The 14,387-nt window shown below is 34.4% G+C and carries 11 protein-coding genes and 3 tRNA genes; 9 read left to right on the top strand and 5 right to left on the bottom strand.

The window, feature by feature from the left end:
• Nucleotides 1–170: 170 nt before the first annotated feature.
• Nucleotides 171–929: a ParB/RepB/Spo0J family partition protein gene (locus tag TZ90_RS08550; protein WP_000410371.1), complete on the bottom strand. Its 759-nt coding sequence runs from the start codon at nucleotides 927–929 to the stop codon at nucleotides 171–173.
• A 57-nt stretch (nucleotides 930–986) separates the two neighbouring features.
• Complete coding sequence (gene htrA, locus TZ90_RS08545; protein WP_000681589.1) at nucleotides 987–2,168, bottom strand: serine protease HtrA; 1,182 nt, start codon at nucleotides 2,166–2,168, stop codon at nucleotides 987–989.
• 183 nt (nucleotides 2,169–2,351) lie between these two features.
• On the opposite strand from htrA, the gene rlmH reads away from it, so the two are divergent.
• From rlmH to TZ90_RS08510, 7 genes are all read left to right on the top strand, one after another.
• A complete protein-coding gene (gene rlmH / locus TZ90_RS08540; protein ID WP_045612508.1) occupies nucleotides 2,352–2,831 on the top strand; it encodes a 23S rRNA (pseudouridine(1915)-N(3))-methyltransferase RlmH in 480 nt (159 codons plus the stop codon).
• 43 nt (nucleotides 2,832–2,874) lie between these two features.
• A tRNA-Arg gene (locus TZ90_RS08535) sits at nucleotides 2,875–2,948 on the top strand.
• A gap of 165 nt (nucleotides 2,949–3,113) precedes the next feature.
• Complete coding sequence (gene comC / locus TZ90_RS08530) at nucleotides 3,114–3,236, top strand: competence-stimulating peptide ComC (protein WP_045612506.1); 123 nt, start codon at nucleotides 3,114–3,116, stop codon at nucleotides 3,234–3,236.
• A 12-nt stretch (nucleotides 3,237–3,248) separates the two neighbouring features.
• Entirely contained in the window at nucleotides 3,249–4,574 is a 1,326-nt protein-coding gene (gene comD, locus TZ90_RS08525; protein WP_045612502.1) for a competence system sensor histidine kinase ComD, read from the top strand.
• Entirely contained in the window at nucleotides 4,571–5,323 is a 753-nt protein-coding gene (gene comE, locus TZ90_RS08520; protein WP_000866073.1) for a competence system response regulator transcription factor ComE, read from the top strand. Before comD ends, comE begins: the two co-directional genes overlap by 4 nt.
• A 51-nt stretch (nucleotides 5,324–5,374) precedes the next feature.
• Nucleotides 5,375–5,446, top strand: a tRNA-Glu gene (locus TZ90_RS08515).
• A 5-nt stretch (nucleotides 5,447–5,451) separates the two neighbouring features.
• A tRNA-Asn gene (locus TZ90_RS08510) sits at nucleotides 5,452–5,525 on the top strand.
• A gap of 40 nt (nucleotides 5,526–5,565) precedes the next feature.
• Here the strand turns inward: TZ90_RS08510 and TZ90_RS08505 are convergent.
• The gene (locus TZ90_RS08505; RefSeq protein ID WP_001158273.1) at nucleotides 5,566–6,108 is read right to left on the bottom strand and encodes a TetR/AcrR family transcriptional regulator; all 543 of its coding nucleotides are present in this window, start codon (nucleotides 6,106–6,108) and stop codon (nucleotides 5,566–5,568) included.
• A 127-nt stretch (nucleotides 6,109–6,235) separates the two neighbouring features.
• Between TZ90_RS08505 and TZ90_RS08500 the strand changes: the two genes are divergently transcribed.
• The gene (locus TZ90_RS08500) at nucleotides 6,236–8,878 is read left to right on the top strand and encodes a YhgE/Pip domain-containing protein (RefSeq protein ID WP_045612501.1); all 2,643 of its coding nucleotides are present in this window, start codon (nucleotides 6,236–6,238) and stop codon (nucleotides 8,876–8,878) included.
• 26 nt (nucleotides 8,879–8,904) lie between these two features.
• Here the strand turns inward: TZ90_RS08500 and TZ90_RS08495 are convergent, their stop codons facing one another.
• On the bottom strand, nucleotides 8,905–11,448 hold the full coding sequence (locus TZ90_RS08495; RefSeq protein WP_045612499.1) for a YfhO family protein: 2,544 nt from the start codon (nucleotides 11,446–11,448) through the stop codon (nucleotides 8,905–8,907).
• A gap of 58 nt (nucleotides 11,449–11,506) precedes the next feature.
• The gene (locus TZ90_RS08490) at nucleotides 11,507–13,129 is read right to left on the bottom strand and encodes an ATP-binding cassette domain-containing protein (RefSeq protein WP_000958782.1); all 1,623 of its coding nucleotides are present in this window, start codon (nucleotides 13,127–13,129) and stop codon (nucleotides 11,507–11,509) included.
• 205 nt (nucleotides 13,130–13,334) lie between these two features.
• Here TZ90_RS08490 and trpS point away from each other — a divergent pair, with 205 nt between their 5' ends.
• Nucleotides 13,335–14,360, top strand: coding sequence for a tryptophan--tRNA ligase (trpS, locus tag TZ90_RS08485; RefSeq protein ID WP_045612497.1), 1,026 nt, complete (start codon nucleotides 13,335–13,337; stop codon nucleotides 14,358–14,360).
• Nucleotides 14,361–14,387: the final 27 nt, after the last annotated feature.

Genomic DNA, 14,387 nt, shown 5'->3' with positions numbered 1-14,387 from the left:
ATTTTACCATAGATAGCAAGAATTTTCCACAAGCTGTGAAAAATAATCCACAATGTTATCAAGTTTTATCCACAGCTTGGGGATAAAAGCAGAAACTATTGATTTATTAAGCTTTTTATCAAAAAAATTAGTGGATAACCTTGTGAGATAAAAAAAATAAAAGAACAGCCTTATTTCAGGCTGTTGATAATTCTACTGTATTCTTCTTGATTTGAAAAAGAAATAATGATTTTTCCATTGTCTTTTTTAGACAATTTGATTTCTACATCTAATCCGAGTAGTTTTTTTAACTGTTCTTCTTCATTTTGTATGAAATAATCATTTTTTTTCTTTTTCTTTTGTTTTTTCTCTGTCAGAAGAGCTTCTAACTTCCTTACAGAAATGTCTTCATATATAATCCGTTGAAAGAAATAGTCTTGTTGTTCCTTATTCAAGCCAACTAGAGAACGTGCATGGGCTTGTGATAGTTTGCCATTTTCTACTTCTGAGAGGATATGTTCTGGCAAGGACAGCAAGCGAATAGAGTTGCTGATATATGGACGAGACTTGCCCATTTTATCTGCAATTTCAGCATGGGTAAATCCTTTCTCTACAAGAGATTCATAGGCGCGTGCTTCTTCTATTGGATTTAAATTTTCTCTTTGTAAATTTTCAATGATGGACTGGACCATCATCTCTTGGTCTGAGAGCTGTTTAACAACAGCTGGGATAGACGTTAGACCAGCTAAAAGTGAAGCCCGATAGCGTCTCTCTCCTGCAAGGATTTCATAACCAATAACAGGAGATTGACGAACAATAATCGGTTGAATGACCCCATTTTCTTTGATAGACTGTGCTAGTTCATGTAGTTTTTCTCCATCAAATTCTTTTCGAGGTTGATAGGGATTTTTTTGTATATCCGTGATAGAAATCATTTCAAATTTTTCCATGATTCTACACTAACACATCTTTTCTCTTATGTAAAGCTTTCTTTACATAGATGTTAATTAAGATTCTAAATCACCTGAACTCTTGTCAAGTTTAATAGATGTAGTTTCTTCTTTACCGTTACGATAGTAAGTTATCTTAATGGTGTCTCCGATAGAATGATTGTAAAGAGCACTTTGTAAGTCTGTTGATGAAGCAATGTCTTTGTCATCTACTTTTGTAATAACATCGTATTTTTCAAGGTGACCATTGGCAGGCATATTACTTTGTACAGAACGAACAACGACACCAGATGTTACGTTACTTGGAATATTCAGTCTTCTAAGATCACTTGTATTAATATTTGAGAGATTGACCATTTGAATTCCCAAAGCTGGACGAGTCACTTTTCCGTTCTTTTCTAACTGTTCAATAATATTGATAGCATCATTTGCAGGGATTGCAAAACCAAGACCTTCTACAGATGTTCCTCCATTTGTTGCAATTTTACTTGAGGTAATTCCGATAACCTGTCCTTGAATATTGATTAGTGGGCCACCAGAGTTACCTGGGTTAATAGCAGTATCAGTTTGGATGGCTTTTGTAGAAATGGCTTGTCCATCTTCAGATTTTAAAGATACATTTCGATTAAGACTAGATACAATACCCTGAGTGACAGTATTTGCATATTCAGAACCCAATGGGCTACCAATAGCAATGGCAGTTTCTCCTACGGTTAACTTGCTAGAATCACCAAACTCAGCTACTGTTGTCACTTTTTCTGAAGAGATTTTGACGACAGCAATATCAGAGAAAGTGTCCGCTCCGACAATTTCTCCGGGTACTTTAGTTCCATCTGACAAACGAATATCTACTTTGCTGGCGCCATTTATAACGTGATTATTGGTGACGATGTAAGCTTCTTTGTCATTCTTTTTATAAATAACCCCAGATCCTTCACTAGAGATTTGCTGAGAATCTGTGTCAGTATCATCATTACCAAATACGCTATTTTGTCTGTTTGCTGAATAAGTAATAACTGAAACAACAGCATCTTTTACTTTGTTAACAGCCTGTGTTGTTGAATTTTCATTCTTATAGGCAGTCTGTGTAATAGTACTATTGTTGTTAGAGGTACTTACAGTACTTTTTTGAGTTAGTTGGTTTATTGAAAAGCTACCCAAGGCTCCACTAATAAAGCTAATGACGATAACGACTAATAATTGAAACCCTTTTTTGTAAAATGTTTTTAAATGTTTCATATTTGCCTCCATATTTTTGAATTACTGAAAGTATAAACTGACTAGCTTAATTATAACTTAAACACAAAAAGTTTTTCACAGATTGTGGATAACTTTCAAAAATCTGTGGTTTTCTCGGCTAAAATTAACCTTTTGTTTTGTGAATAAGATGTGAAAAAATAGAGAATATGTTAGAATAGAGTCATGAAAATTAAAGTTGTAACAGTTGGGAAACTGAAAGAAAAGTATTTAAAAGATGGTATTACAGAGTATTCAAAAAGAATTTCTCGATTTGCTAAGCTTGAAATGATTGAGCTAGCAGATGAAAAAACACCAGATAAGGCTAGTGAATCAGAAAATCAAAAGATTTTAGAAATAGAAGGTCAGAGAATTTTATCAAAAGTTGGTGACCGTGATTTCGTTATTGTGTTGGCTATCGAAGGGAAAACTTTCTCCTCAGAAGAATTTAGTAAACAATTAGAAGAAGCTTCTATAAAAGGATTTTCTACTCTTACATTTATTATTGGAGGGAGTCTGGGATTAGCACAGGATGTAAAAAAGAGAGCCAATCTTTCTGTTAGTTTTGGTCGCTTAACCTTGCCCCATCAGTTAATGAGACTAGTCCTTGTTGAACAAATCTATCGGGCTTTTACAATACAACAGGGCTCGCCCTATCATAAATAGAAAATTGACTTTCAATTGAATTTTTGGTAGAATAACTGTATCAGGTCTCATAGCTCAGCTGGATAGAGCATTCGCCTTCTAAGCGAACGGTCGCAGGTTCGAATCCTGCTGGGATCAATATAGTAGCAAAGCTGGGAATTTTCCCGGCTTTTTTCTTAAAAAAGTACACTTGGGGAGAAAAAAATGACAGTTGAGAGAATTTTATCTAAAACGAAATTCCATTTTGTATAATAGTTTTTGTAAGTTAGCTTACAGGAAAAAAACATTTTAGGAGATTTTATTATGAAAAACACAGTTAAATTGGAACAGTTTGTAGCCTTGAAGGAAAAAGACTTGCAAAAGATTCAAGGTGGGGAGATGAGGAAACCAGATGGTGCTTTATTTAATTTATTTAGAAGAAGATAAAGGAGTAGCAGAATGGATTTTTTCTTAGTAGTGGATTTTATATTATATTTTCTAATTCTTAGTCACAGTTACCATTTAATTTGTAAAGGTCAAATAAAAGCAAAGGAACTATACGTTTTTGGTGCTTATACATTACTAGTAGAAGCAGTACTTGAACTTCCCTTCTATTTTCTATCTTTAGATGGGTTAGGAATTGTAACATTTTTATTTCCTTTGGGATTATATTCCTATTTTCGATGGATCAAACAGTATGAGAGGGATAGAGGACTATTCCTAAGTTTGCTACTATCTCTTTTATATGAGAGCACTCATAACTTTCTGTCCGTGACTTTCTCCTCTATAACAGGAGACAATTTTGTTTTACAATATTATGGCCTATTCTTTTTAGCAATCTCAACGTTGACCTATTTTGTTGTCTTAAAAATCATTCATTATTTCCATTTGGAACTAGCCTATTTTGATAAGGACTACCTTTATCCTTTTTTGAAAAAAGTATTTTTTGCCTTACTACTGCTACATGTTGCATCTTTCGTTTCAGATATGGTAAGTACGATTAAACATTTGAATAGTTTTGGAAGTATTTTATCATCTATTGTCTTTATTTCTCTACTTTTGATTTTCTTTGCAATGAATTCTTATAAAGAACAAATGGAAAAAGAGATTGCTTTGAAGCAGAAGAAATTTGAACAGAAACATTTACAAAACTACACAGATGAAATTGTCGGTCTGTATAATGAAATCCGTGGTTTTCGACATGACTATGCTGGGATGCTTGTCAGTATGCAGATGGCAATTGACAGTGGTAATTTACAGGAGATTGACAGAGTTTACAATGAAGTTTTGGTCAAAGCTAATCACAAACTGCGTTCAGATAAGTACACTTACTTTGATTTGAACAACATAGAAGATTCAGCTTTACGAAGTTTGGTTGCTCAGTCAATTGTCTATGCTCGAAATAACGGTGTAGAGTTTACACTGGAAGTAAAAGATATAATTACTAGACTACCAATAGACCTTCTGGATTTAGTTCGTATTATGAGTGTTTTATTGAACAATGCTGTCGAAGGATCGGCTGATAGTTATAAAAAGCAGATGGAAGTAGCAGTTATTAAGATGGAAACTGAAACAGTGATTGTGATTCAGAATTCATGTAAAATGACGATGACTCCTTCAGGAGATCTATTTGCTTTAGGATTCTCTACTAAGGGAAGAAATCGCGGAGTAGGATTAAATAATGTGAAAGAACTACTAGATAAGTACAATAATATTATTTTAGAAACAGAGATGGAAGGCAGTACATTTAGACAAATCATTAGATTTAAGAGGGAATTTGAATGAAAGTTTTAATTTTAGAAGATGTTATTGAACATCAAGTGAGACTAGAGAGAATATTGGATGAAATTTCGAAAGAATCGAATATTCCAATATCATACAAGACAACGGGAAAAGTTCGTGAATTTAAGGAATATATCGAAAATGATGAAGTAAACCAGCTTTATTTTCTAGATATTGATATTCATGGAATTGAGAAAAAAGGGTTTGAAGTTGCTCAGTTTATTCGTCATCACAATCCTTACGCTATTATCGTCTTTATCACAAGTCGATCAGAGTTTGCTACTCTAACCTATAAATACCAGGTATCAGCTCTAGATTTTGTTGATAAGGATATTAATGATGAGTTATTTAAGAAGAGAATTGAGCAAAATATCTTCTACACGAAGAGTATGTTACTTGAAAATGAAGATGTGGTAGATTATTTTGACTACAATTACAAGGGAAATGATTTAAAAATTCCTTATCATGACATTCTGTATATTGAAACGACAGGAGTTTCTCATAAATTGCGCATTATTGGTAAGAATTTTGCAAAAGAATTTTATGGTACCATGACAGATATTCAGGAAAAGGACAAACATACTCAGCGATTTTATTCTCCTCATAAGTCATTTTTGGTAAATATAGGCAATATCAGAGAAATTGATCGAAAAAACCTAGAAATTGTTTTCTATGAAGACCATCGTTGTCCTATTTCAAGATTAAAAATTAGAAAATTGAAAGATATTCTAGAGAAAAAATCTCAAAAGTAATTGACAATTAGCAAGAAATTGATATAATGGTTATATCTGCTACAGATAGAAGGTCCGTTGGTCAAGGGGTTAAGACACCGCCTTTTCACGGCGGTAACACGGGTTCGAATCCCGTACGGACTATTTTATCCGCCATAGCTCAGTTGGTAGTAGCGCATGACTGTTAATCATGATGTCGTAGGTTCGAGTCCTACTGGCGGAGTATAGGTAAAAGGGAACACAACTGTGTTCCTCTTTTTGTATCAATTTGTATCACCAAGCATTTTCATAAGGAAGTCTGTTATTTCTTGAGGACTTTCTTTTTTTCCATGTGCAATCCAAGTTTGGCAGACACCAAAAAGTGCGTGAGTTAGATAGATGCTACTATATTCTAATTCAGTGGTATTGAGATTCAGTTGCATAAAGCGTTTTTGTAAATCTGTGCTGAGCATGATATGAAGTTTATTTCGTAAGAAATTTTGGATTTCTTTAGTCCCATTTTCAGAAAGAAGGGCAGCCAGAAGTGGTTCTGACTCTAGATATTCAAAGACTTCTAAAATAGCATCTTTTTTGTGATGAGCATGTTTTTGGAAAATATATTCAAATGTATGAAATAGCTTGCTTTGATAGTGCTCAATCATATCATACTTATCCTTATAGTGAGTATAGAAGCTGGAACGACTAATTCCGGCTTTTTCTGCTAACTTGACAGTAGAAATTTGATCAAATGGCTGTTCCATCAGTAATTGTACCATAGCATTTTCAATAGTTCGCTTTGTTTTTAATCGTTTATTACTTTCTTGCATACTTCCTCCTTGTAAACAAATTAGACTATATGTCTAAAAATGGATTTTTTATCTTGTAATTTAGATTTTTTATTGTATAATCTATTATATCAAAATTTTAGACAATATGTTTAAAAAAGGAGAAACTATGTTTAAAGAATGGAAAGCAATTTTTAAAAAACCAACCTTTATTATTGTCATGATAGGGATTTCTCTTATTCCCGCTCTGTACAATATCATATTTTTGTCATCAATGTGGGACCCATATGGACAATTGTCTGACTTACCTGTGGCAGTTGTCAATAATGATAAAGAGGCTTCCTATAATGATAATACTATGGCAATAGGAAAAGACATGGTGTCTAATTTAAAAGAAAATAAAACCTTGGATTTTCATTTTGTAGATGAAGAGGAAGGAAAGAAGGGATTGGAAGATGGCGATTACTATATGGTAGTGACTTTACCAAGTGATTTATCTGAAAAAGCAGCTTCTATTTTAACGGATCATCCAGAGCAAATGCAAATCGATTATCAGACTTCAAGTGGCCATAGTTTTATTGCCAGCAAGATGAGCGATTCTGCTATGACACAATTAAAGCAGAGTGTTTCTACCAATGTAACCGAGACTTATACTAAAGCTTTCTTTAACAAGATGGTCGATTTAAAGGATGGTATGAGTCAAGCAGCGTCTGGTAGTGAAAAACTAACTGATGGAGCGAATCAGTTAGTGGCAGGAAGTCAAACATTAACTACTAACCTACACTCTTTAGCAGATTCAAGTTTAACATTTTCAAATGGAACGGAGCAGTTTACTAAAGAATTATCCTCTTATGTCTCTGGTGTTGAACAACTTCATCTTGGATTAGGAAATTTTAATAGTGGTTTAGTTACATATACTGGTGCAGTGAGTCAATTAGATAGCGGATTAGGTCAATTATCTTCTAAAAGTCCTGAATTAGTGAGGGGAATCAATCAACTATATACTGGTGTAGAGTCCTATACTGGCGGTGTTTCTCAGCTCAATGCTGGTCTTAATCAATTTTCATCTGGTGTTAGTGCCTACACCAATGGAGTGGGAAGTCTTGCAACAGGTGCTAATCAGTTATCTAATCAATCAGCTACACTTCGAATGGGGGTGGAGCAATTAAGTGAAGGAATTCAACAACTTTCTAGCAAGTTAGATGCTTCGTCTGAGCAAAAAGATCAAATTAATCAATTATCTTCTGGTCTAAATCAGTTAAATCAAGCTATTCAAAATATTGATGTTGGAGATACAAAACAATTAGATTCTGTTTTATCAAGTATAGTATTTCTTTCTAATCAAATGTTAGCAAGTGCTCATTCTGATAAAGCGACTACATTAGCTAATATTCAATCGACAGCAGCTTATCAATCTTTGACAAGTGAGCAACAAGCTGAGATAAGTGCTTCTGTATCTCAAAATTCGACTGATAGTATTCAATCAGCACAGTCAATTGTAGCTTTAGTTCAAGGTTTACAAGGAAGTTTAGAAAACTTACAAAATCAATCTTCTAATCTTTCGACTTTAAAAAATCAAGCTAATCAAGTATTACCTATTGCTTCTACTTCTTTGACAGGATTGTCAAGTGGATTAACAGAGATACAAGGAGCTGTTGCTAGCAAATTAGTTCCTGCCAGTCAGTCGATTACATCGGGTGTAAATGCATATACTGCAGGTGTTGATAAAGTTTCTCAAGGCGCAAGTCAACTAAGTGAAAAGAATTCCACCTTGACAGGTAGTCTGGATCAACTAGTTTCAGGCTCAACTACCTTGACACAAAAATCTTCTAACTTGACAGCAGGAGTTGGTCAATTAGTTGAAAAAACTCCAGAATTAGTGTCTGGTATTGAAAAATTATCAACTGGCTCTAACCAATTGAATCAAAAGAGTCAAGAATTAATGGCAGGAGTTGATAAATTACAATCAGGATCTGGTCAATTAGCAGACAAATCTAGTCAGTTACTTTCAGGTGCTTCTCAATTAGAGAATGGAGCTAATAAATTGGCAGATGGATCTGGTAAACTTGCAGAAGGTGGAACAAAGTTAACTTCTGGATTGGAAGGTTTACAGATAGGAGTTGCTTCTTTGGGACAAGGATTAAGTAATGCTAGAGATCAACTTAAATCAGCATCAACGGAATCTCAAAATGCAGAGATTTTGTCAAATCCACTCAGTCTTTCAAAAACAGACAATGATCAAGTTCCTGTAAATGGAATTGCAATGGCTCCTTATATGATATCAGTTGCTCTTTTTGTTGCAGCAATATCAACGAATATGATCTTTGCGAAGTTGCCTTCAGGACGTCATCCGGAGAGCCGTTGGGCTTGGTTGAAATCTCGAGCTGAAATAAATGGTATTATAGCTGTTTTAGCAGGAATTTTGGTATATGGAGGAGTTCATCTTATTGGTTTAACTGCAAATCATGAGATGAGAACATTTATTCTCATTATCCTAACAAGTTTAGTATTCATGTCCATGGTGACCGCTTTAACAACATGGAATAGCCGTATAGGAGCTTTCTTCTCTCTTATCTTGCTTTTATTACAGTTAGCATCAAGTGCAGGTACTTACCCACTTGCTTTGACAAATGATTTCTTTAGAGCCATTAATCCCTGGTTACCAATGAGTTATTCAGTTTCTGGATTACGAGAAACAATCTCTATGACAGGAAATATTCATCAGCAAGCCATTTTCCTAGCTGTCATACTAGCTCTATTTACTGGTTTAGGTATGCTAGCCTATCAACCTAAGAAAATGGAAGAATATTAAAAAAATCGACCAATTGGTCGATTTTTTTATGTATTAGATGTCTTTCGTTTGTGATTATAAATTCCAAATAGTAAAAGTGAAGTAAAGGAACAGATTGATCCAGTAATAAAACCATTGGGAATAAAGGAAAGTGTAATAGTTCCTTTTCCTTTAGGAATATCAACTTTCATAAAACCAGTTTGAGCTTGTTTAATTTCTATTTTCTTACCATCTTGGTAGGCAGACCAGCCTTTGTCATAAGGAATGGTGAAGAAAATGGACGTATCTTGTTTGATATCATATGTAGCAAAGACCTTGTTTTTAGAAGTTGATACTGTGACAGGTTGTTCTTTAATTTTTTGAATTGCCTCGGTGAAAGTTTTGGTATCTAAACGATAGAAGGTAGGAGATTCAAATGATACTTGTGAATTTCCAGGGAAACTAACATTGATATTGAAAGTTTTTTTCTCTTTTGTATAGCCTAGATTAAAGAAGGAGAAGACATTATCAGTTGTAAAAGTTTTCTTTTCTCCATTTACAAGGATGTCAACCTTTTTTTGTTTGTCATTAGAAAAGTGAAGGTTTGTGATAGAAAGATAAACTTGACTGTTTTCGGGAACCTCAATTTGATACTGGATTGCTGCATCCTCATTTGAAGAACTTGTAACAGTAATTAAATCATCAGTATTCTCTGTTTTGTCATAAGGGATCGGAGAAAAATAATCAAAATTGACATTAGCAAGTTGATTTAAAAATGAGGCCTGATTATCCAAGGTATGTTCATTGAACTTGACATCATTGTAAACAGATTGACTAGCAAATGCAATCGGAAGAGAGTATTGATTTTCATATAGGGTAAGATTATCTTTTTGATAGATATCTTGGAATCCATACTTATCAATAGGACTGTCTGATATATTGTACTGTATGCTAAATAAACTATCAGCCAAAATACTATTGTTAGCATAGCGGAGATTGAGATTAGTACCAGAGGATTTAAAACCAAGTTTATCTAAAGTAGAGCTTGCTGAACGATTTCGAACAGATGAAAATTGAGATATTCCATTGTAGTTGAATTTCATACTGTCATTTCCTGTCTGAGTCTCTAGTTTTTCAGTACGAGTAAATTGATTTCCAATATCTGTTGAGAAAGATTCCATAGCTGGGATATCTCGATTATATGCACTTCGAGAAGCAAATCCCCATTCCTTAGCAATTCCATCCATTTGAGATGAAGCATTTAAACTTATTTCAACCATTATAAATAAAGAGATTAGAATGGCAAATAGATTTACAGAGATAAACTTTTTGATAACTGCAAGGAGTAAAAGAGAATAGACAACTAAAAATTCAAGAGTAAGCAGAATATTCAAATCTGTTAAAAAAGAATAATGTGATTTTAGATAGATGGTAGCTAAAAATCCTGTTACTATAAGAAAAAGCGAAACTAAAAAATTCCAGATTTTAATTTCTTTCAGACGATTTAAGACTTCCGCTGCTGTGTAAATTAACAAGGTAGAGAAAATCCAAGCATAGCGATGTAAAAACATATTTGGAGTATGCATACCTTGCCAAAATAAATCAAGAGCTTCTATATAAAAGCTGGCAATTAGAAATGCAAAGAAAATTGCATAGATAAGTTTCACGTGAAACTTAATAGATTTCAGCGTAAAAAATAAAATGGTCAAAATAAAGGGAAGTAGTCCAACAAAAATCATTGGGATGGCCCCATACTTTGTTGTATCAAATGAACCAATGAATTGCTTAGCAAAAAGATCAAGATACCAGCTACTTTCAGTTTGAAACTTTGTAATTTCAGTTAATTTTTCCCCATGTGTCTGTAAATCAAATAGAGTAGGAAGAGTCAGAATCAAACTAGCCATACCAGCTAAAACGGAGGTGATTATGAAATCAAGAAAAGATGATTTTCGAGTTTTAAAGTCCCAAGAAATTTGGCAGAGATACCAGAAAATAAGAAACAATGCTGTCATATAGCCAAAATAATAATTTTGAATAAATAAAATTGACAGACTTGTAAAGTATAATAGGATTTTTTTTTCAGTGATAATCAGATGTAAACCAGTTATAATTAAAGGAATCAAGATAAAAACATCTAGCCAGGTTTTTATCTCTAATTGACTGACAGTGAAACTCATCAGAGCATAGGAAGTAGATAAAGCTATTTTTAAAGGTTTAAGAATCGATTGAAATAATTTATTTAAACTAAAGTAAGTTGACAAACCAATCAATCCAAATTTTAAGAGAGTTGTCAGATAGACAGCATCTGGCATATTAGTTAGATCAAAAAAGTAAACTAGTGGTGAAAAGAAACTACCCAAGTAATAACTAGATAGGGCATAGAAATTTAATCCGAGACCACTTGTAAAGGTGTAAAACAGACTACCATTTCCATGTAGGATATTTCTTAGAGCTATATCAAAAATAACGTATTGATGAAACCCGTCTCCTAATAGTGGAGATGTATCGCTATTCCAGTAGATACCTTGAGATAGATATACTCCTATCATAATGATTATGGGAATGATGAAAGAAACAAAATAGGTCCAATATGTTTTAAAAAATAATTTCATGTTACCTCATAAAATGTTAGAAAACTCAGCTGGTTAACCCAACTGAGTTTTGAAGATTTTAGTCTTTCCAAAGTTCTTTAACTTTTGCTTGTACTTCTGCATTCTCTAGGAATTCATCATAGGTTTCATCTATACGGTCAATGACGCCATTTTTAGACAAGACAATGATATGGTTGGCTAGAGTTTGAATAAACTCGTGGTCATGGCTGGCAAAGATGATTGATTCTTTAAAGTTTTTCAATCCATCATTCAAGCTTGAGATAGATTCCAAGTCCAAGTGATTGGTTGGATCATCAAGTACAAGGACATTTGATTTTAAGAGCATGAGTTTTGAAAGCATGACACGAACTTTTTCTCCCCCTGACAAGACATTTACAGGTTTGTTAACCTCATCTCCAGAGAAGAGCATACGGCCGAGGAAGCCACGTAGGAAAGTATTGTCATCTTCTTCTTTACTTGCGAATTGACGTAACCAGTCAAGGATTGACTCTCCTCCTGCAAAATCTGCCGAGTTATCTTTTGGCAAGTAAGAACGGCTAGTAGTTACTCCCCACTTGACAGTTCCTTCATAGTCAATGTCCCCCATGATTGCACGAATTAATGCAGTCGTTTGGATGTCATTTTGACCAATAAGAGCTGTCTTATCACCTGGACGCAAGATAAAGCTGATATTATCTAAAATAGTCTCACCATCAATCTTTACAGTTAGATTTTCTACTGTCAAGAGATCATTACCAATCTCACGTTCCGCTTTAAAGTTGATAAATGGATATTTACGACTAGATGGAACAATTTCTTCTAGTTCAATCTTATCAAGCATTTTCTTACGTGATGTTGCTTGTCTTGATTTAGAAGCATTGGCAGAGAAACGAGCAACGAACTCTTGCAATTGTTTAATTTTTTCTTCTGCTTTGGCATTACGGTCTGCTAGCAATTTAGCAGCGAGTTCAGAAGATTCCTTCCAGAAGTCATAGTTTCCGACATAGAGTTTGATTTTTCCAAAGTCAAGGTCGGCCATGTGAGTACATACTTTGTTTAAGAAGTGACGGTCGTGGGATACTACGATAACTGTGTTATCAAAGTCAATCAAGAAGTCTTCTAACCAAGTAATCGATTGGATGTCCAAACCGTTGGTAGGCTCGTCCAATAGAAGCACATCTGGTTTACCAAAAAGTGCTTTGGCAAGGAGAACTTTTACTTTTTCACCGTTGGCCAATTCGCTCATGTTTTGATAGTGCAATTCTTCTGGAATGTTTAGGTTTTGAAGGAGTTGAGAGGCTTCACTTTCTGCTTCCCAACCTCCAAGCTCGGCAAACTCTCCTTCGAGTTCGGCAGCACGCACTCCATCCTCATCTGAGAAATTTTCCTTCATGTAGATGGCATCTTTCTCCTTCATGATGCTATAAAGTTTTTCATTTCCCATGATAACGACATCAATGGCACGTTCATCTTCATAGTCAAAGTGATTTTGACGAAGAACAGAGAGACGTTCATCTGGACCAAGAGAGATGTGACCAGTAGTAGGTTCGATATCTCCAGCTAAAATTTTTAAAAAGGTTGATTTTCCAGCACCATTAGCACCAATTAATCCATAAGTATTTCCTTCTGTAAATTTGATATTGACATCATCAAAAAGTTTACGATCACTAAAACGTAGTGAAACATCAGATACTGTAAGCAATGTTTTTCTCCTATATGTGTAATATATTTATTCTACTAGAAAATACGGAAATATTCAAATTTTTATCTGTCAATTTTGTGTAAATTATGTTTACAACTCTCTTTACAAAAAGCAGTAAATAGCAAGGTTGATTTATTTTGATAAATTGCAGTTATTTCATTAAAAAAATGCTATAATTGAAGGGACTATATCGAAGGAGAACAAAATGACTAAACCCATTATTTTAACAGGAGACCGTCCAACAGGAAAATTGCATATTGGACATTATGTTGGAAGTCTCAAAAATCGAGTATTATTACAGGAAGAGGATAAGTATGACATGTTTGTGTTCTTGGCTGACCAACAAGCCTTGACAGATCACGCCAAAGATCCTCAAACCATTATAGAGTCTATCGGAAATGTAGCTTTGGATTATCTTGCAGTTGGATTGGATCCCAGTAAATCGACAATCTTTATTCAAAGTGAAATTCCAGAATTAGCTGAGTTGTCTATGTACTATATGAATCTAGTTTCATTAGCACGTTTGGAACGAAATCCGACAGTAAAAACAGAGATTGCTCAGAAAGGGTTTGGAGAAAGCATTCCGACAGGATTCTTGGTCTATCCAATCGCTCAAGCAGCTGACATCACAGCTTTCAAGGCTAATTATGTTCCTGTTGGGACAGATCAGAAACCAATGATTGAGCAAACCCGTGAGATTGTTCGTTCTTTTAACAATGCATATAACTGTGATGTTTTGGTAGAACCGGAAGGTATTTATCCAGAAAATGAGAGAGCAGGGCGTTTGCCTGGTTTAGATGGAAATGCTAAAATGTCTAAATCCCTCAATAACGGTATTTATTTAGCTGATGATGCGGATACTTTGCGTAAAAAAGTAATGAGTATGTATACAGATCCAGATCATATCCGAGTTGAGGATCCAGGTAAAATTGAAGGAAATATGGTTTTTCATTATCTAGATGTTTTTGGTCGTCCAGAAGATGCTCAAGAAATTGCTGAAATGAAAGAACATTATCAACGAGGTGGTCTTGGTGATGTGAAGACCAAGCGTTATCTACTTGAAATATTAGAACGTGAACTGGGTCCTATTCGTGAGCGCCGTATCGAATTTGCTAAGGATATGGGAGAAGTTTATAATATGCTTCAAAAAGGTAGTGAAAGAGCGCGTGAAGTTGCAGGTCAAACCCTATCTGAGGTTAAAGGAGCAATGGGACTTCATTACTTTAACTAAGTTTATTTTTACAAGAAACTATCATTT

This window comes from Streptococcus mitis (assembly GCF_000960005.1).
Taxonomy (GTDB): Bacteria; Bacillota; Bacilli; order Lactobacillales; family Streptococcaceae; genus Streptococcus; species Streptococcus mitis_CK.
The sequence above is the reverse complement of the archived record's forward strand: the minus strand, read 5'-3'. Positions and strand labels throughout refer to the sequence as shown.